Annotated in this window: 16 protein-coding genes; 8 read left to right on the top strand and 8 right to left on the bottom strand. The window is 32.9% G+C overall.

What is annotated here, in order from left to right:
• Nucleotides 1–61 precede the first annotated feature (61 nt).
• The 6 genes from leuB to acs all read left to right on the top strand — a co-directional run bounded on the left by leuB (nt 62) and on the right by acs (nt 9,397).
• Nucleotides 62–1,180, top strand: coding sequence for a 3-isopropylmalate dehydrogenase (gene leuB / locus ASC72_RS12890; RefSeq protein WP_056191329.1), 1,119 nt, complete (start codon nt 62–64; stop codon nt 1,178–1,180).
• Between the two features lie 268 nt (nt 1,181–1,448).
• Nucleotides 1,449–3,122: a dihydroxy-acid dehydratase gene (gene ilvD, locus ASC72_RS12885; protein ID WP_056191327.1), complete on the top strand. Its 1,674-nt coding sequence runs from the start codon at nt 1,449–1,451 to the stop codon at nt 3,120–3,122.
• A gap of 73 nt (nt 3,123–3,195) precedes the next feature.
• Nucleotides 3,196–4,884, top strand: coding sequence for a biosynthetic-type acetolactate synthase large subunit (ilvB, locus tag ASC72_RS12880; protein WP_056191324.1), 1,689 nt, complete (start codon nt 3,196–3,198; stop codon nt 4,882–4,884).
• Between the two features lie 72 nt (nt 4,885–4,956).
• The gene (gene ilvN / locus ASC72_RS12875) at nt 4,957–5,478 is read left to right on the top strand and encodes an acetolactate synthase small subunit (protein WP_056191322.1); all 522 of its coding nucleotides are present in this window, start codon (nt 4,957–4,959) and stop codon (nt 5,476–5,478) included.
• A 42-nt stretch (nt 5,479–5,520) separates the two neighbouring features.
• Nucleotides 5,521–6,990: a ketol-acid reductoisomerase gene (gene ilvC / locus ASC72_RS12870; RefSeq protein WP_056191320.1), complete on the top strand. Its 1,470-nt coding sequence runs from the start codon at nt 5,521–5,523 to the stop codon at nt 6,988–6,990.
• Nucleotides 6,991–7,486: 496 nt separating this feature from the next.
• Entirely contained in the window at nt 7,487–9,397 is a 1,911-nt protein-coding gene (gene acs / locus ASC72_RS12865; protein WP_056191932.1) for an acetate--CoA ligase, read from the top strand.
• Nucleotides 9,398–9,466: 69 nt separating this feature from the next.
• On the opposite strand, the gene ASC72_RS12860 is transcribed toward acs, so the two are convergent.
• From ASC72_RS12860 to ASC72_RS12845, 4 genes are all read right to left on the bottom strand, one after another.
• Nucleotides 9,467–10,063 (bottom strand): PolC-type DNA polymerase III, encoded by a 597-nt coding sequence (locus tag ASC72_RS12860; RefSeq protein ID WP_056191318.1) that lies wholly within the window; start codon nt 10,061–10,063, stop codon nt 9,467–9,469.
• 3 nt (nt 10,064–10,066) lie between these two features.
• Nucleotides 10,067–11,983: a DUF294 nucleotidyltransferase-like domain-containing protein gene (locus tag ASC72_RS12855; protein ID WP_056191316.1), complete on the bottom strand. Its 1,917-nt coding sequence runs from the start codon at nt 11,981–11,983 to the stop codon at nt 10,067–10,069.
• Between the two features lie 385 nt (nt 11,984–12,368).
• Nucleotides 12,369–12,752, bottom strand: coding sequence for a hypothetical protein (locus ASC72_RS12850; protein WP_056191313.1), 384 nt, complete (start codon nt 12,750–12,752; stop codon nt 12,369–12,371).
• A gap of 111 nt (nt 12,753–12,863) precedes the next feature.
• Nucleotides 12,864–13,280 carry a hypothetical protein gene (locus ASC72_RS12845; RefSeq protein ID WP_056191310.1) on the bottom strand — a complete coding sequence of 139 codons (417 nt, stop codon included), beginning with the start codon at nt 13,278–13,280 and terminating at the stop codon, nt 12,864–12,866.
• Between the two features lie 152 nt (nt 13,281–13,432).
• Here ASC72_RS12845 and ASC72_RS12840 point away from each other — a divergent pair, with 152 nt between their 5' ends.
• Together ASC72_RS12840 and ASC72_RS12835 are read left to right on the top strand one after the other, a co-directional pair.
• Complete coding sequence (locus ASC72_RS12840) at nt 13,433–14,662, top strand: multidrug effflux MFS transporter (RefSeq protein WP_056191308.1); 1,230 nt, start codon at nt 13,433–13,435, stop codon at nt 14,660–14,662.
• 155 nt (nt 14,663–14,817) lie between these two features.
• Nucleotides 14,818–15,090 (top strand): DUF4242 domain-containing protein, encoded by a 273-nt coding sequence (locus ASC72_RS12835; protein ID WP_056191306.1) that lies wholly within the window; start codon nt 14,818–14,820, stop codon nt 15,088–15,090.
• Between the two features lie 54 nt (nt 15,091–15,144).
• Here the strand turns inward: ASC72_RS12835 and ASC72_RS12830 are convergent, their stop codons facing one another.
• From ASC72_RS12830 to ASC72_RS12815, 4 genes are all read right to left on the bottom strand, one after another.
• Entirely contained in the window at nt 15,145–16,410 is a 1,266-nt protein-coding gene (locus ASC72_RS12830) for an NAD(P)/FAD-dependent oxidoreductase (RefSeq protein WP_056191300.1), read from the bottom strand.
• Between the two features lie 123 nt (nt 16,411–16,533).
• The gene (locus tag ASC72_RS12825; protein WP_056191297.1) at nt 16,534–17,061 is read right to left on the bottom strand and encodes a GNAT family N-acetyltransferase; all 528 of its coding nucleotides are present in this window, start codon (nt 17,059–17,061) and stop codon (nt 16,534–16,536) included.
• Nucleotides 17,062–17,144: 83 nt separating this feature from the next.
• Nucleotides 17,145–18,479, bottom strand: coding sequence for a DEAD/DEAH box helicase (locus ASC72_RS12820; RefSeq protein ID WP_056191295.1), 1,335 nt, complete (start codon nt 18,477–18,479; stop codon nt 17,145–17,147).
• A gap of 288 nt (nt 18,480–18,767) precedes the next feature.
• Nucleotides 18,768–20,306: a DEAD/DEAH box helicase gene (locus ASC72_RS12815; protein WP_056191293.1), complete on the bottom strand. Its 1,539-nt coding sequence runs from the start codon at nt 20,304–20,306 to the stop codon at nt 18,768–18,770.
• Nucleotides 20,307–20,333: the final 27 nt, after the last annotated feature.

Here is a 20,333-nt window from a genome sequence, read left to right as displayed (position 1 = left end):
ATAGAATAAAGAAGAAAGAACAAAGAAAAAAAAGATTTAAATACATAAAGAACGAGACGTTATGAATTTGAAAATAGCAGTTTTACCAGGAGACGGAATTGGACCGGAAGTAATTTTACAAGCTAAAAAAGCGTTGTACGCGATTGGCGAGGTTTACAATCATGAATTTGTATTTGAAGAAGCGCTCATGGGTGCGATTGCTATTGACAAAACAGGTAATCCGCTACCGGAGCAAACTTTAAATCTTTGTTTAAACACTGACGCTGTTTTATTTGGAGCGATTGGAGATCCTAAATATGACAATAATCCAAATGCAAAAGTTCGTCCGGAGCAGGGATTATTGAAATTACGTAAGGAATTAGGGTTGTTTGCAAATATTCGTCCAATAAAACCTTATAAATCACTAATTGATGCTTCTCCTTTAAAAAGAGAAATTATTGAGGGAGCTGATTTTACTATTTTCAGAGAATTAACAGGTGGTGCTTATTTTGGCGCAAAAACATTAAATGAAGAAGGAACACATGCTTCTGATTTATGTGAATATTCAGAAGAAGAAATCACCCGAATTGCACATTTAGCTTTTAAATCGGCACAAAACCGTCGTAAAAAGCTAACAATGGTAGATAAAGCAAATGTTTTGGAAACTTCTAGATTATGGAGAAAAGTAGTTCAGAAAGTGGGCGAAGGTTATCCTGATGTAGCTTTAGACTTTTTATTTGTGGATAATGCAGCGATGCAAATCATCTTAAATCCAAGGCAATTTGATGTGATTTTGACAGAAAACTTATTTGGAGATATTTTATCAGATGAAGCAAGTGTTATTACAGGTTCTATTGGTTTATTAGCTTCAGCATCTTTAGGAGAAAAAAATGCTTTGTTTGAGCCAATTCACGGCTCATATCCACAAGCTAAAGGAAAAAATATTGCCAATCCTATTGCTTCTATTTTATCAGCAGCAATGTTGTTAGAGCATTTTGGTTTGTTTAAAGAAGCCAATATAATTTATCAGGCAATTGAAAAAGCAATTGAATTTAAAGTTGTTACTGTTGATTTAAAACCAGATTCAAAATTCGGTACAAATGAAGTAGGGGAGTTTGTTTCTAATTTTATTTTCAGCAAAGACGACTTATTGTATTTTAATAATGACAACGTTCATATCGGACAATCGACAATTGTTTAATATTTTTTGTTAAAACTTAAAGAAATAACAAGAAGTATCTAAAATGTTGAGATTTTATTTTTTTAGTCACTTAAGTTTGCATACTTTTGTCACACTAAAAAAATAACAAGATGCAAATCTCAATTATTATTACTTCTGTCGTTGTTGTCAATGTGATTTTCACATCTGCATCGGGAATGGTATAAATATAATTGAAAAACTATATTATAAACCTTCCAAATACTGGAAGGTTTTTTTTTGAATAAAAATTAAAATAAATTAATACATAATGGAATTAAATAAGTACAGCAAAACCATCACTCAAGATCAAACACAACCTGCGGCGCAAGCTATGTTGTATGGTATTGGTTTAACTGAAGAAGATTTGAAAAAAGCACAAGTTGGTATTGTGAGCATGGGTTACGATGGTAACACCTGCAACATGCACTTGAATGATTTAGCAAAAGATGTTAAAAAAGGTGTTTGGGATTCAGATTTAGTCGGACTTATTTTTAATACCATTGGTGTTAGTGACGGTATTTCAAACGGTACTGAAGGAATGCGTTTTTCATTGGTTTCCCGCGATGTAATTGCAGATTCTATTGAAACTGTTATGGGAGCACAATTTTACGACAGTTTAATTGCTATTCCAGGTTGTGATAAAAATATGCCAGGAGCTTTAATTGCAATGGGAAGAGTAAATCGTCCGGCTATTATGGTTTATGGAGGAACAATACATTCAGGAAAATGGAAAGGTGAATCTTTGAATATTGTTTCCGCTTTTGAAGCATTAGGAAAAAAATTCAACAACACAATTTCTCCTGAAGATTATAAAGGTGTTATTCAGAATGCATGTCCGGGAGCTGGTGCTTGTGGCGGAATGTATACTGCAAATACTATGTCTTCTGCAATTGAAGCATTAGGAATGAGTTTACCTTACAGCTCTTCAAATCCTGCTTTGAGTGAAGAAAAAAAACAAGAATGTCTGGATGCCGGAAAAGCAATCAGAAATTTATTGGAAAAAGATATCAAGCCAAGAGATATTATGACTCGCAAGGCATTTGAAAATGCTATTACTCTTGTAGCAGTTTTAGGAGGTTCTACAAATGCAGTTATGCACTTAATTGCTATGGCTCATTCAGTTGATGTAGAAATCACAATCGATGATTTTCAAAAAATTAGCGATAAAACTCCTGTACTTGCTGACTTAAAACCAAGTGGTAAATACATGATGGAAGACTTACATGCTGTTGGTGGAGTTCCTGCAGTATTAAAATATTTGTTGAAAGAAGGACTTATTCATGGTGATTGTTTAACTGTAACAGGAAAAACAGTTGCTGAAAATTTAGCTTCAGTGCCAGATTTACAAGATGGACAAGAAGTAGTGCATGAAATCCAAAAAGCATTAAAAACAACAGGAAATATTCAAATCTTATATGGTAACCTAGCTTCTGAAGGATGCGTTGCAAAAATAAGCGGAAAAGAAGGTGAGTTTTTTGAAGGACCTGCTGTAATTTTTGAAGGTGAATTTGATGTTATTCCTGGTATTCAAGCCGGAAAAGTAAAACCAGGTGATGTAGTCGTCATCAGGAACTGTGGACCAAAAGGTGGTCCGGGGATGCCTGAGATGCTAAAACCGACATCGGCCATTATTGGAGCTGGACTAGGAAGCAGCGTTGCTCTTATTACAGACGGAAGGTTCTCCGGAGGTTCACATGGATTTGTGGTAGGCCACATTACACCAGAGGCTTATGATGGTGGTGGTATTGCACTTGTAAATGATGGTGATTTAATTGCTATCGACGCTGTGAAAAACACAATCAACCTGAAAATATCTGACGAAGAATTTGCAGCCAGAAAAGCGGCTTGGGTTCAACCACCGTTAAAAGTTTCAAAAGGAGTTTTACTTAAATATGCAAGATCGGTTTCAAGCGCTTCCACAGGTTGCGTAACCGATAACTAATTATTAAAATAACAAAATATCACAAATCAATAGCAATTGAAATAACATTGATTTGTGATAAAAAAAATATACTATGAAAATATCAGGGGCAGAAGCCGTTATAAGATGTTTATTAGAAGAAGGAGTAGACTTAGTTTACGGATATCCGGGAGGAGCCATAATGCCGGTTTATGACGAATTGTATAAATTTCAGGACCAATTACACCACGTTTTAGTACGTCACGAACAAGGTGCAACTCATGCAGCTCAGGGATATGCCAGAGCTACAGGAAAAGTAGGGGTGGCAATTGCTACTTCTGGACCGGGAGCAACAAATTTAGTTACAGGAATTGCAGATGCTCAAATCGATTCAACGCCAATGGTTTGTATTACAGGTCAGGTTGGAAAACATTTATTAGGTTCTGATGCTTTTCAGGAAACGGATATTATCGGAATTTCAACTCCGGTTACGAAATGGAATTATCAGATTACAGAAGCTTCAGAAATTCCGGAAATCATTGCAAAAGCGTTTTATATCGCTCGTTCTGGTCGTCCAGGTCCTGTTTTGATTGATATCACTAAAAATGCTCAGTTTGATGAGTTTGAATTTAGTTATGAAAAATGTACAGGAATCAGAAGTTACAATCCGGTTCCAAAATTAAAATTAGATAAAGTTGCAGAAGCTGCTGCCTTGATTAACAATGCTAAAAAACCTTTTATTGTTTTTGGTCAGGGAATTATTCTCGGTCAGGCCGAAGAACAACTGAAAGCTTTTATTGAAAAATCGGGTGTACCGGCAGGTTGGACTATTTTAGGACTTTCAGCTTTACCAACAGATCATCCTTTAAATGTTGGAATGTTAGGAATGCATGGAAATTATGGGCCTAATATGCTAACTAATGAATGTGATGTTTTAATTGCATTGGGAATGCGTTTTGATGACCGGGTTACCGGAAAGTTAGCTACTTACGCCAAACAGGCCAAGGTAATACACTTTGAAATTGATCCTGCTGAAATTGATAAAAATGTAAAAACTGAAGTAGCTGTCTTAGGTGATGTTAAAGAAGCTTTAAATGCAATATTGCCTTTAATTGAAAAGAGATCACACGATTCATGGCATAATGAATTTAAGGAATTTCATAAAATTGAATTTGATTCTGTTATAAATGAAGAATTAAATCCAACCAATGGTAAAGGTATTTCGATGGGAGAAACCATGGAAATGATCAACAAACACTCAAAAGGTGATGCGATTATCGTTTCAGATGTTGGTCAACACCAAATGTTTGCTTGTCGTTATGCAAAATTTAATTCGACTAAAAGTAATATTACTTCTGGTGGTTTAGGGACCATGGGATTTGCTTTGCCAGCTGCGATTGGAGCAAAAATGGGAAGACCAGATCGTGAAGTTGTTGCTATTATTGGTGATGGTGGATTCCAGATGACCATTCAGGAATTAGGAACTATTTTCCAGACAAAAGTGCCGGTAAAAATTGTCATTTTAAATAATGAGTTTTTAGGAATGGTACGTCAATGGCAGGAATTGTTCTTTGATAACAGATATGCTTCAACAAAAATGATTAATCCAAATTTTGTTGCAATCGCTGAAGGATATCATATTAAATCTAAAAAAGTAACACAAAGAGAAGATTTGGATGCTGCTGTAGCCGAAATGATGGCTTCAAAAGATTCATATTTCTTAGAGGTTATGGTAGAAAAGGAAAACAACGTTTTTCCAATGATTCCAACAGGAGCTTGTGTTTCTGAAATCAGATTAAGCTAAAGAAAAAAGTTTCAGGTTTCAAGTTTCAGGTTGTATAACGTAAAACCTGAAACAAAATAAACTAAAAATAAAATGGAAGATAAAACATTTACCATATCGGTATACTCAGAAAATAATGTGGGCTTATTGAATAGAATATCAGGAATATTCTTAAAGCGTCACATTAATATATTAAGTTTAAACGTTTCAGAATCAGAGATTGAGAATGTTTCTCGTTTTATTATTGTAGTAGATACAACAGAAAAATGGGTTCAGAATATTGTGGGACAAATAGAAAAACAAATTGAAGTAATAAAAGCATTTTATCATACAGATGAAGAAACAATTTATTTGGAAAATGCTTTATTTAAAATACAGTCAAGTTTGTTGTTTGATGAAAAACAAATTCAGAATATCATCAAAGAAAGTCAATCTACAATCGTGACCGTTTCTCGTGATTTCTTTGTGATTTCAAAATCAGGAAGACGTTCAGAAATTGAAGAATTATATGCCAAATTCAAACCTTACGGTATCATGCAATTTGTGCGTTCAGGCAGAATATCTGTTTCTAAAGAAAAGATGGAAATTTCATCATTATTAGAAGCTCTTAACTAGTATCAATTATAAATTACATATCATTAAATATTTTAAAAAAAAATGGCAAATTATTTCAACACATTACCACTTAGATTACAATTAGAACAATTAGGAGTTTGTGAATTTATGGAGCAATCTGAATTTGCAGACGGAATCGCAGCATTGGCAGGAAAAAAAGTTGTTATTGTAGGTTGTGGTGCACAAGGATTGAATCAAGGTTTAAACATGAGAGATTCAGGTTTAGACATTTCATATGCATTACGTGCAGATGCAATCGCTGAAAAAAGAGCTTCTTATAAAAATGCTACTGAAAATGGTTTTACTGTAGGTACATATGAAGAATTAATCCCGACTGCGGACTTAGTTTGTAATTTAACGCCGGATAAACAACATACTGCGGTAGTTACGGCTATTATGCCATTAATGAAACAAGGTTCGACTTTAGCATACTCTCACGGATTTAATATTGTTGAAGAAGGAATGCAAATTCGTAAAGATATCACAGTAATTATGTGTGCGCCTAAATGTCCTGGATCTGAGGTTCGTGAAGAATACAAAAGAGGATTTGGTGTACCAACTTTAATTGCTGTTCACCCTGAAAATGATCCAAACGGTTTTGGTTTAGATCAGGCAAAAGCTTATGCTGTAGCAACAGGAGGTCATAAAGCAGGAGTTTTGAAATCATCATTTGTAGCTGAAGTGAAGTCAGATTTAATGGGTGAGCAAACTATTCTTTGTGGATTGTTGCAAACTGGATCTATTTTATGTTTTGATAAAATGGTTGAAAAAGGAATCGAACCAGGATATTCTTCAAAATTAATTCAGTACGGATGGGAAACTATCACTGAGGCTTTGAAACATGGTGGTATCACAAATATGATGGATCGTCTTTCTAATCCTGCAAAAATCGAAGCTTATGAAATTGCTGAGGAATTAAAAGATATCATGCGTCCATTATTCCAAAAACACCAAGATGATATTATTTCTGGAGAATTCTCAAGAACAATGATGATTGATTGGGCTAATGATGATAAAAATTTATTGACATGGAGAGCTGCAACCGGAGAAACTAATTTCGAAAAAACTCCTCCAACTGATGCTCCAATAGCTGAACAAGAATATTTTGACAATGGAGTATTGATGATTGCAATGGTAAAAGCTGGTGTTGAATTAGCTTTTGAAACTATGACTGAAGCTGGAATTATTGAAGAATCAGCTTATTATGAGTCATTACACGAATTGCCATTGATCGCTAATACAATTGCAAGAAAGAAATTGTTTGAAATGAACCGCGTTATTTCGGATACAGCTGAATACGGATGTTATTTATTCGATCACGCTTGTAAACCGTTATTAACTGAATACATGAAAACTGTTGAAACAAATGTAATCGGAAAACCATTTTCAACTTCAAACGGAGTAGATAATGCTATTTTAATTGCGGTTAACAAAGAAATTCGTCAACACCCTATCGAAGAAGTAGGAGCGTGGTTGAGAGAATCTATGACTGCAATGAAAAAAATTGGATAATAAATTGGGGAATTACCACACATTCGACTGTGATGGGATTTGCACTGTATCTCTGTTTTATTTAATATTTTGAATTAGTAAGCACTTATTAAGAAAAATGAATATAGATGCAATATTGCATTCACTTAACTTCTTTAAGTAAGTTAAGTGAGGTAATCCCTTATAATGGGGTATGTTTAGTAATAAATGTACTTGTTGAGATTTCTATTTTAATTAATAAAGCTGCTGCTATTTTCAAAATAGAGATGCAGATTGTAATACAGATTACAAAAAATTAATTGTTATTGAAATTGTTAAAATTAAAAAGGCGTGGTATTTAATTACCATGCCTTTTTTGCGATATGTAATTTTGGTTGAAAAACTAATTTTTTAAATTATATATATTAAAAGATTGTGTTTTTTTTAATATGTGTTTTTTTTTGCCAAAATTTATGAATTAAATAATTTTAAGAATACGCTGATATTTAATACATTTATAAAAAAATTCCAAAAACATATGAGTTATTATAAAATTGAAAATTTAGAACAATATTTTAAACATTACAATAAGTCAATAAGAGAACCAAGGAAATTCTGGGGAAAAATAGCTGAGGAAAATTTCACTTGGTATCAACAATGGGAAAAAGTAGTTGATTTTAATATGGCTGATGCCGAAGTAAAATGGTTTACTGAAGCTAAAGTTAATATTACAAAAAACTGTATCGATAGACATTTAAGTAAAAGAGGAGAAAAAACGGCAATTATTTTTGAACCGAATGATCCGTCTGAAGAAGCTTTACATATCACATATAACGAACTTTACGAAAGAGTATCTAAGATGGCCAATGTTTTGCGCGATCAGGGAGTTCGTAAAGGAGACAGAGTTTGTATTTATTTACCAATGATTCCGGAATTGGCTGTTGCTGTTTTAGCCTGTGCGAGAATTGGAGCTATCCATTCTGTGATTTTTGCCGGATTTTCAGCTTCTGCTGTTTCTGCCAGAATTAACGATTGCGAATGCAAAATGGTAATCACATCTGATGGTGGTTATAGAGGAAACAAAACGATTGATCTTAAAGGAATTGTAGACGAAGCATTAGATACTTGTCCATCAGTTTCTAAAGTTTTAGTGGTTAAAAGGACTCAAACTGATATTAAAATGAAAGAAGGTCGTGACGAATGGTTGCAGCCTTTATTAGATGCAGCTCTGGATAATAGTGTTGCTGAAATAATGGATGCTGAAGATCCATTATTTATCTTATATACTTCAGGTTCTACCGGAAAACCAAAAGGAATGGTGCATACTACAGCCGGATATATGGTTTATACAGCATATACTTTTAAAAATGTTTTTGCTCACGAAGAAAATGATATTTTCTGGTGTACTGCTGATATTGGTTGGATTACTGGTCATTCATACATTTTATACGGACCATTATTAAACGGAGGAACTACTGTAATTTTTGAGGGAGTTCCATCTTACCCTGACTTTAGCCGTTTTTGGGATATTATTGAAAAACATAAAATCACACAATTCTATACAGCGCCAACTGCAATTCGTTCTTTAGCAAAAGAAAGTTTAGATTATATTCAAAAGTATCCTCTAAAATCATTAAAAGTTATTGGATCTGTTGGAGAGCCAATCAACGAAGAGGCTTGGCACTGGTTTAATGACCACGTGGGAGATAAAAGATGTCCGGTGGTTGATACCTGGTGGCAAACAGAAACGGGTGGAATCATGATTTCGCCAATTGCTTTTGTAACACCAACAAAACCAACTTACGCAACTTTACCATTACCAGGAATTCAGCCTGTTTTGATGGACGAAAAGCGTAATGAGATTGAAGGAAACCAAGTAGTTGGAAGTTTATGTATTAAATTTCCATGGCCTGGAATTGCCAGAACTATTTGGGGAGATCACCAACGTTACAAAGACACTTATTTTTCTTCTTTTCCTGGGAAATATTTTACGGGAGATGGAGCGCTTAGAGACGAAGTTGGATATTATAGAATTACTGGTAGGGTAGATGACGTGGTTATCGTTTCCGGCCATAATTTAGGAACAGCTCCTATTGAAGATGCAATTAACGAACATCAGGCTGTAGCAGAATCTGCTATTGTTGGTTTCCCGCATGATATTAAAGGAAATGCTCTTTATGGTTATGTAATATTAAAGGAAACCGGAGAAGTTAGAAATAAAGAAAACCTGACTAAAGAGATTAATCAATATATTGCAGACCACATTGGACCAATCGCTAAACTAGATAAAATTCAGTTTGTTTCTGGTTTACCAAAAACACGTTCCGGAAAAATTATGCGTAGAATTTTACGTAAAATAGCTGAAGGAGATTTTTCTAATTTTGGTGATACTTCAACATTATTGAATCCTGAGATTGTTGAAGAAATTATGAAAGAAAGAATTTCTTAATTCTGAAATAAATAGAAATAAAAATGCCTCTTAATTTTAAGAGGCATTTTTTATATGGTTTAGGTTTATTTATTTTATTCCTAATCTCGATTTTAATTTCAAAAACAAAAGTGCAATTCTGTACGCATCTTCAGCAGATGAATTTCGATCGCTTTTAGGTATTTTATATATTTCGCATAAATCATCCAGTGAAAACTGTTTATCATTCACATCCATTAGCTTTCGGTACATCACATCCACATCCAAAGCTTCATTTTTTATTCTGCCACAGTCCAGACGCTCCAAGGCTGAGTTCAGCATTTCGATATCAAAATTAATATGATGTCCGACTAAAATTGCATTTCCAAGAAAATTTATAAAAGCTTCTAGTGCCTCTGGTTCCGGCATTTTTATCATTTTACTTTCAATGATAAACTCATTAGAAAGGCCATTGTCCTGCAAAAATTTGTATTGCAGTAAAACCGATTCAAAATTATCTTTAATTACTATACCGTCATCAACAACTGAAAAAGCTCCTAAAGATAAAATCACATCTTTACTGGGATTTAGTCCTGAAGTTTCAGTCGACAAAACCACAAATCTATTGGGTTTTGTTTCGAATTTGGTTAAATAGTCTTTCCAGAAATCCGGATACTCTTTATTAATATTTTTCAGCCAGTCTAGCATATACTATGAGAATTGGGTAAGTTGAAATTTACTCTTAATTAATTCCTCAAGATCTTTCATTGGTGTTAAAGCATTTTTCAATTTTTCCTTATCCGTTTTAGACATTTCTCTAAGATTGATGTATTGTCCTGAATCATCATTTTTCAATCCTTCAACAGTTCTAAATTTTGATAATGTTAAAAAAGCTTCAGCACAACTTAAATATATTTCAGCATTTTTAGAGTCGGTTATTGCCAACTGTTTAAATCTTAAATAGGTATTTTTTATTCCTTTTATATTGGCATTCAAAATTAATAAACGCGCGCCATCAATCAAAGGCATTAATGCACGGGTTTTAATGTCAAATTTTGTTTTATGCGGACCTTCTTCTTCCACAATGAATTTTTTGAAGAAACTTAACGGCGAATTTTTCTTTAAAGCATCATTTCCTAAAAAGTCAAAGAATAAAGTATTATTTACAGCATTTTTAAAAATAACGTTTTCAATTACTTCCTCAATTTTTGGCTCTCCAAAAATAATCTCATAATCAAAGAAAATACTGCTTAGGTCATTACTGTTTTCACCTGGAGTATTCATCCAACTGTTGTATTGTTTTGTCCAGTCAGTCAATGATTTACACCATAACATATTGCTTCCCATATGGCCATTTGGACAATATTCGTAACCCACTTTTTCTAATATAGCCGTTGTTCTTTTAGCCAGTCTTAAAAAATAATCTTTTGTTTCTCTGTATTTCTCAGGTGTAACATCTTCAAATATTAAAATGCTGTCCTGATCTGTTAGCAAAAGTTGCTCTTTACGTCCTTGACTACCAATACTTAACCATGCAAATCGAGCAGGAGGAGAGCCTAAGTCTAAAATTGATAATTCAACAGCACGTTTAATTATGGCAAGGTTAATTTCACTCGCAATATTGCTAATATGTGAAATTGGAATATTTTTCTGAATCGAATTCTGAATCAAATCAGACAAACGATCACGAATTTGTTTTAAATCTTTCGGAAGTTGAGAACGCTTAATTTCTTTGATTAAAACACCAGGATTACTGGCTTGGGCAACAATTAGATCATGCTCAGAAATAATTCCCTTGACTGCAGATTTACTTGTACCATCTTTAGTAACACATAAGTGCGTTACGTTATGTTTTAACATTAATAATTGAGCTTCGGCAAGTGATACATTTTCAATTACGGTAACAACCGGCGAAGACATGATTTTATCAATCGTTTCGGTAATAGGATAACGCCCTGTAGCAATTTTAGATGATAAATCTGTAGCAGTAACAATCCCAATTGGTTTGTTTTTCTCGCATACAATGATATTATCAACCATAGACTCGGTCATTAAAATAGCAACATCTTTAACAATATGATTTGCTTCAGTTGTTAAAGGTGAATTGTTATAGCTAAGCGACTGTATATATTGCATTTCTGATTGCTGATCTACATAAAAAGAGGTGTCAGAAATTACTTTTCCATTTGAATTTACACTGTCTTTAGTATGTCTTGAATTTACAGCAAAACTTTCCAGCAAAAAGTTTAAAACATCAGAATTATTGGCCACAAAAGGTCTGAAAACAGCGATTGGAATAGCATAAATAATACTTTCTTCACGTGCTTTCGCAGTCATCATATAGTTATTTTTGGCAAAAAATGGTCTTAAACCAAAAATATCTCCTTCATGACATTTATTGATAATTGTTTCTTCAGCATCAGCAATTGTAGTTAAATTAATGACACCAGACGCCACAACATAAAAACTATCATGAAGCGCGTCATTGTTTTGAAACAATACGGTATGTTTTTCTAAATTGATAACTCTGATATTGATTGCAATATCAGATAATTCCTGAAAAGTCAAATTATCAAATGGCGGGTATTCTTTTAAAAAATCGGCAATATGCTCAGCAATTGTATTCATACGTTTTGATAATTTTTTTAAAGTATCGAATGTAAAAATAATAAAATAAACTCTTACAATGAAAGCATCTTTATGAGAATGTATTTATTTTAAAGAAATGTTAAAATTTATAGTCTTCTAAGCTTTAAAATGATTTTTTATTGGTTAATTTCTTTATTATTTAACTTTCGTTTTATTGTAATGCATTTAATAACAATAAATTATTAAATATTAGTAGGATTTAAAGTGTTAGATTCAATTGCATTTATGATATTTTGATATACGTTATTATTGGTGTAAATAAAGTAACTGTTGGTATGATTGAAGAGTAATAGGTTTTTAAGAATATTCTATTTTACATAATATAAATTATAGGTCAAAATAAAACATACTTAAAAGGGCTGTCTTACTCAAACAACTTTGTTAAAATCGTTTCATCTGGCACTAAATCAGAGCCGCCTCTTTTGATAAATTGTAAAAGATTCTCATTTGCATATAATACAGCATTTGCTGACTGACCATTTTCAGCTTTAATTTTTATTTGCGCTTTTTCACCAAGAACATATACATAACCAGTAATATCCATAACACCGGAATTTAATTCTACGTTATCACTTATGATTTCTGCAGTTCCCACAATCTTATTATTAGATTGCGCTATAGTAATTTTAAAAATATATTTTTTGCTACAGTCCTTACAATTTTCATTGCTCCAAGTTCCTGTAAACAGATTTGTTTGTGCGTATGTTGAAAAAGAAATAAATAATAACAATAAGATGATTTTTTTCATTTTGAGAAAATTTTTGACATTTATTTTGTGACTCAAATATAAATCAAAAAAGCATCACAAAGTGATGCTCTTTTTGTATCAAAAATAATAGTTTAAAATATCATTTCGGAACTAAATTTTTGTTTGGTAAACAGCTTTACCATTTAAAGAAACTTCAACTTCTCCGGTTTTTTCAGTAAATGTTGTTCTTAAAACACTTCCTTTAAAAAGAGAAACATCTCCGTAAACTTTTCCGTTTTCATCTGAAACATATTCGAACAATACTTTTTTATTATCTGGTTCAATTCCAATTTTATAACTGGAAAATTTTGTTCCTTTTAATTTAAATTCTTGTTGTGAATCAATTATTTTTCCATCAGCATAATAATTAGTTACTGTTTTACTCAATGTAATGTCCGGATAAAATTCGTTTACTTTTTGAAGCAAAGCATATTGCGCTGCGTTTGCATCTTCTTGTTTAGATGTAATTGTTTGAGCAAATGAAATGGTTGATGTAATAAAGGCTAATAGTAAAATGTACTTTTTCATATTTTTAATTTTAAATTAATCGTTTTCAAAACACTTTTGAAAGCCGAATATGCAGAAAAACAAGTCTTTTTAAAGATATTAAAGGGTTTCTCTACCTAACAAGGTACTAAATATTTACCTTTGCCGAAAATAAAAAGCAATTTTTTAAGAAAATGACAACAAAGAAATATATACAGCTAATTCTTATTTTAGGTTCATTGACAGCGCTTGGTCCTTTTTCAATTGATATGTATTTACCTGGTTTTTCTGGTATTGCAAAAGATTTACATACAACTGTCGCAAAAGTTTCGATGAGTTTGTCAAGTTATTTTATAGGAATCTCTGCCGGGCAATTGCTATACGGACCTTTGTTAGATCGTTTTGGGCGAAAAAAACCTTTATTTATCGGCTTAATGGTTTATATTTTAGCTTCACTGGGCTGTGTTTATGTTACTGATATAGATACTTTTATCGGATTACGTTTTATTCAGGCTATTGGTAGTTGTGCTGCAACCGTAGCTTCTGTGGCAATGGTTCGTGATCTATTTCCGGTTAAAGATATTCCGAAAGTGTTTTCCTTATTAATGCTTGTTCTTGGGCTTTCGCCGATGTTAGCACCAACAATTGGTGGTTATGTAACTGAAGATTATGGTTGGCATACCGTATTTTTTATTTTGATGTGTATGGGAATTGCTATTTTAATTGCCTCACAAGTTGGTTTGCCAAATAGTTATAAACCGGATACTACAATTTCACTAAAACCAAAGCCAATTATTTCTAATTTCTTAAAAGTGTTGAAAGAACCACAATTTTATACTTACGCTTTTACTGGTTCTATTGCATTTTCCGGGTTATTTACATATGTAGCGGCCTCTCCTATAATTTTTATGGATATTTATCATGTTGATGCCAAAACATACGGTTGGATTTTTGCTTTTATGTCTGTGAGTTTTATTGGTTCTAGCCAGTTAAATTCGCTCTTATTAAAGAAATTTTCTAGTGAGCAAATGATTTTAACAGCATTAATTTCTCAGTCTGTAATTAGTATTATCTTCTTAATACTGGCACTAAACAATCTTTTGGGTTTATATCAAACAATAACCATGTTGTTTTTATTTCTGGGCTGCTTAGGAATTTCAAATCCAAATACTGCTGGATTAACTATGGCACCTTTTGCTAAAAATGCTGGAAGTGCATCCGCTTTGATGGGAGCTATTCAGTTAGGTTTAGGGGCGTTAGCCTCGTTTGCTGTCGGAGTTTTTGTAAAAGATTCTGTTGCTCCTATGGTTCTTATTATGACTGTAACGACTTTAATTGCACTTGTTGTTTTGAATATTGGAAAACGTTTTATCAAAGAAGGTGTTTCGATAGATAGCGAAAATGAAATATCCATCGGGCATTAATATTTTTATCTGTTTAAAATACTGTTTTTAAGCGTTTTACTGTTCTTTATTTCGTAATTTTATACTGCTTAAAATTAGATGGAATCCAGAAACCATTTGAAAAACGGGGCGAAACCGAAAAGCCACACGAGTAGGAAAATAAATGTTTAATTATTATGCCTAAATATGTTATTGAAAGGGAAATCCCAAATGCCGGTAAACTTACATCTGATCAGTTAAAAAGTATTTCACAAGCTTCATGTGGTGTACTTAATCAATTAGGAACTCAAATTCAATGGGTAAACAGTTATATTACAAGTGATAAACTCTATTGTATATACATTGCACCAAATGAAGAAATGGTTTATGAACATGCTAAATTAGGTAGTTTTCCTGCCAATTCAGTAAGCGAGGTTTTTGGTATTATTGACCCAACAACCGCCGAATAAATAAAAAAGCCAGAATTAAATTCTGGCTTTTTTATGCAATTTAGACTTGTGTTATTAGATTTGTTGTTTTTTATCTGGTCTAATAATCATTCTAAGAGATTGATCTCTCGCGAAATAAGCTACCATCCAGTTCCAAAAAGTATTTAATCTGTTTCTATAAGTTATTAGCGAAATTAAATGAATAAACAACCAAATAATCCAGGCAAAAAAACCATTAAAATGCCATTTTGGATTTGGTAAATCAACTACAGCTTTGTTTTTTCCGATAATGGCCATTGAGCCTTTATCATTATAAACAAAAGGTTTAAGAGGTTTATTTTGAACTATTGCTTTAAAGTTTTTTGCTAAATTTAATCCTTGCTGAATAGCAACCTGAGCCACCTGCGGATGTCCATCAGGGAAATTTTTATCTCCGGCTAAGATAGCAGTATCGCCAATAGCATAAATATTCTGAAGTCCGTTTACCTTACTATATTGATCAGTTGCCATACGTCTTCCGCGACCATAACTTTCTTTCGGAATTCCTTCAAAAAGTTTAGCAGAAACTCCTGCAGCCCAAATTAAATTTTTGGTTTTGATTGTTTCACCATTTTCAAAAAATACAGTATCGTCAACGTAATCTGTAACACGAGTATGTAGTTTAACCACAACACCCAATTTTGTAAGCGCTTCTAAAGTGTCTTTTTGAGAAGCTTCGCTCATTGGAGCAAGTAACGCATCACCTCCATCTACTAAATAAACGTTACTGGCAGAAGTTTCTAATTCCGGGTATTCTTTAAGTAAAATGTTTTTGCGCATTTCGGCAAACATTCCGGAAACTTCTACTCCTGTAGGCCCTCCTCCTGCGACAACAATCGTTAATAATTTACGACGTTTTCTAATATCTTTACAAATAGCAGCTTTTTCAAGGTTCTTAAGCAACGCATTACGCATTTCGATGGCATCATTTAAGGTTTTCATCGGAATGGCGTTTTTCATTACATTTTCCATACCAAAATAGCTTGTTTCGGCTCCTGTAGCAAAAACCAAATGGTCATAGGTTAATTCTCCATTGCTAAGGATTATTTTGTTTTCCTCCGGAACAACAGAAAGTAATTCCCCTAAACGAAATTGCAGATTCTTTTTGCCCGCAAAAAACTTCCTGAAAGGATAACTGATACTTGAAGGTTCTAAAAATGCCGTAGCAACCTGGTATATAAGTGGTGGGAAAAAGTTGTAATTGTTTTTGTCTACAAGGGTTACTTGTATTTGTGGGTGGTCTACAAGTTCTTTGGCAAGATTGATTCCTGCAAAACCACCTCCTATAATTACTATGTTCATATATGTTGTTATTAAGTAGGCCTCTGAATAAAACTATTTCTGCTTATAGCAGTTGTATAAATTTAACATTATAATTCCACATACAAAAACCAATTTGGAGATTTATGTTAAATATTTTTGGAATTAATTTTCCAATTTTAGTTTCATCATAAGGTCAGTTTGCTCATCATCTCCTAGTTTAAAAATATGTTTGTCAAATTCAACAAATCCATTTTTTCTATAAAAACTTAATGCTCTGAGATTTTCTTCCCAAACACCCAGCCACACATATTCACTATTTTTTTGTTTTGCTATTTCAATGGCCTTGTCATAAAGCAATTGTCCGATCTTTTTTCCATGAAATTCTTTTGAAACGTAAATTCTTTCAATTTCCAGGGCTTTACTGTCTTTTAATTCGGTTTGAGATTCTCCAAAGTTCACTTTTAAATAACCAATTACGTTATTTTCAAGAGTTGCAAAATAAAATTCTGAATCTTTATTATTAAGTTCAGCCGTTAGTTTTTCAGATGAAAATCCTTCTTCTAAATAATTTTTCATATTTTCTTCGGAATTTGAATCCGAAAAAGTTTCCTGAAAAGTTTGTCGCCCAATTTTTTGTAATTGGTCAATCTCGTTTAAGGATATTTTTTTTATTTGGATATTTTCTGCCATTGTATAATTGTATTTTTATAATTCAAATTTTCATTTGCCTATAAAAATACAACATAAATCAGCTAAAGCAATGGTTCCAAATATTACTTTTTGAATTTTTTAACAGGTTTTTCCGTTACTTCAACTTTGTTTTGCAAAACATAATTAGCCATTAATTTTTCTATTAATTCATCTTTGGTGAGATGATGAAAAACGGTTTTTACTTTTATTTTTAATTCCGCTGAAATATCGTGATTTGGTTTGGTTTTGAAGATTTGTTTTGCCCATAAAAGTGTATTGTTTTCTTCTAAACTAATGACAGAAGGTTTTTGGAATTTAGTAAATTTAATTCCTAATTCTTTTTCAAACTCCGGAATTTCAATTACTTCTTCCTCTTGCAAAACGGTTAACGAAAGTCCCTTTGCTCCTGCCCTTGCCGTTCTTCCGCTACGGTGAACGTAAGTTTCATAAGTGTCCGGCAGGTGATAATTTACCACATAAGAGATTTCTTTTACGTCAATTCCTCTTGCAGCCAAATCAGTTGCCACTAGAATATTAATATGTCCTTCACGGAATTGCTCCATAATTCTGTCACGAATTCCCTGAGATAAACTTCCATGAAGTGCTCCTGAAGAAAAACGGTTTATTGCCAGATTTTTAGCTAATTTATTAACTGCGGCTTTCGTTTTACAGAAAATAATTCCGCGTTCACCTTCTTTAGAATTTAAAAAATGCATTAAAACATCTAATTTTTCAATCGGATCAACTACAATATATTCATGATCAATTCCTTGGTTACCAACAGTTTCCATGTTGGCGCTAACCTGAACTACATTTTTATTTAAGTAATTTTGAATCAGTTGTTTGATTGTTCCCGGCAAAGTTGCGGAAAACAATAAAGTGCGGTGTTTTTTAGGTAGTTCAGCTACAATTTCGTCTAAACTTTCTTTTAAGATGGAAACCATTTCATCAGCTTCGTCTAAAACTAAATATTGAGTTTCTTTTAAATCAATTGCTTTACGCTGAATCAAATCAATTAAACGTCCTGGCGTCGCCACAACAATTTGTGTTGGTTGTGTTAGACGTTCAATTTGTGGTTTTATTGGGATTCCACCACAAGTTGAAGCTATAGATATATTTGGAATATGTTTTCCAAAATCTTCTAAATTTCTAAATATTTGCTGTCCAAGTTCCCTTGTCGGAACTAAAATTATAGCTTGAACTGTTGTTATTTCAGTATTAATTAGCTGTAATAATGGCAATCCAAAGGCAGCTGTTTTTCCGGTTCCGGTCTTGGCTAACCCCACAACATCATGGCTTTCAGCTAAAAGCAACGGAATTGTTTTTTGTTGAATTTCTGTTGGTTCAACAATGTTTAATTCGCTTAATGCTTTTAAAATTGGTGCTGAAACTCCTAATGCTGAAAATTGTTTAGACATAACTTGTATTTTAGAGTTCTGATTTTAGATTTTAGATTCTGCCACAGATTACTCAGATTAAAATGATTTTTTTTGTCATTTCGACGAAGGAGAAATCACATTATACATGGCACGCACTGCTATGCTTTGTAAGGTGATTTCTCCTTCTTCAAAATTATTTTTTTCAAAGTTTAAACTTCAAAAAACGATATACTTTATGGATTTACAGTTCGTTGCTCTCTGGATGTGATTTCTCGTTCCTCGAAATGACAAACTCTAAAAAACGTCTAACATTAAACCTTCTTCAGATCAATCCGGTTCGTTCATGATTTTTTCACGGTATTTTTTACCGATTAATAAAACCATTTTCAATTTATAATCGTCAACCAGCCATTCGCGGTAGTTTTTACTGCATTGGCTCAAACATTTTGCGTAACGTTTGATTCGGCATTCGATATCGTCGTCAAGCTCTTTTCCTAATGATTTTGCTTCTTGTAATGTTTCAGTATTGTCTACGCACATTGCAGCATGCTGCTCTAACGATTTGTCTAATACTACTTTAGAACGTAAATTTTGTTTGATGATTAATTTATGTTCTTCATCAACATCAAAAGTAACATCGGCTGTTTTGCTGAATTTCGCATGTAATTCCGGAGGCATACTGTATTTGAAATACAATTCGATTTCAGTATCATCACGCAGATTTTCCAAATAAAATTCAGGTGATTTGAAAATATGTTGCCAGTTTACCGGCTCACTCCACAATCCAAAACGCGCGGCATTGTTACCTAAATCGATAACCGTAAATTCATCTTTACCAGGTAATTTACGAGATCCACGACCGATCATCTGATAGTATAAAGTTAACGATTTTGTTGCTCTGTTTAGGATGATGGTCTCAACAGTTGGCTCATCAAAACCGGTAGTTAAGATTCCTACTGATGTTAAAATCGCATCCGGAGTTTTCTTGAACCATGCTAAAATATCTTTACGCTCTTCTGCACTACTAGTGTTATCAAGGTGTCTAATGTCATAACCTGCTTCTCTAAACGTTTCATATACATATAATGAAGTATGAATACCGTTGTTGAAAATCAAAGTTTTTTTACCTAATGAACGCTCTGTGTAAGCGTGTAAAAGTTTCTCCTGCATAATAGTATTGGTATACAAATCATCAGAAGATTTAACGGTATAATCTCCATTGATACCCACTTTTAGTGAAGTTAAACCAACATCATAGCTGTAAGTTGTAGCGCGTGCAAGGAATCCTTTGTCAATCAACGAACTAATTGTATCTCCTACAATAAGTTCATCGTAACTCTGGTGCATTGGTAATTTTATATTTGAACTCAATGGTGTTGCTGTTACTCCAAGAATAAAAGCATTTTTGAATGAGTTTAATAATTTTCTGAATGAATTGTAATGTGCCTCATCAATAATTACCAAACCAATGTTATCAAGATGTAATTTCTCGTCATTGATACGGTTTTTTAAAGTTTCTACCATCGCCACAAAACAAGAATAATCGTTTTGATCAGGCAATTCCTTTACTTTACTATTGATTATTTTGTTGCTTACACCAAACCCTTTAAGCATTTTTGAAGTTTGCTTACAAAGTTCGATGCGGTGTGTTAATACAACCACTTTTTTGTCATTATGAGCTAAATAACGACGAACGATTTCAGAAAAAATCACTGTTTTTCCTCCACCGGTAGGTAATTGATACAATAGATGATGTTGAGCAGGAGCATTATCTAAACGCTCAAAAATGGCGTCAATATCGCCTTTTTGGTATGCATAAAGTTCTTTTTTCTCTTCTCTTTCTATTTCTAAAGTGTTTTGAGACATTGTTTATTTTTGGATTTTTGCAAAAAT

The organism is Flavobacterium sp. Root420 (assembly GCF_001427905.1).
Classification (GTDB): Bacteria; Bacteroidota; Bacteroidia; order Flavobacteriales; family Flavobacteriaceae; genus Flavobacterium.
Note: the sequence above shows the minus strand (reverse complement) of the source record. Positions and strands in the feature narration are given on the sequence as shown.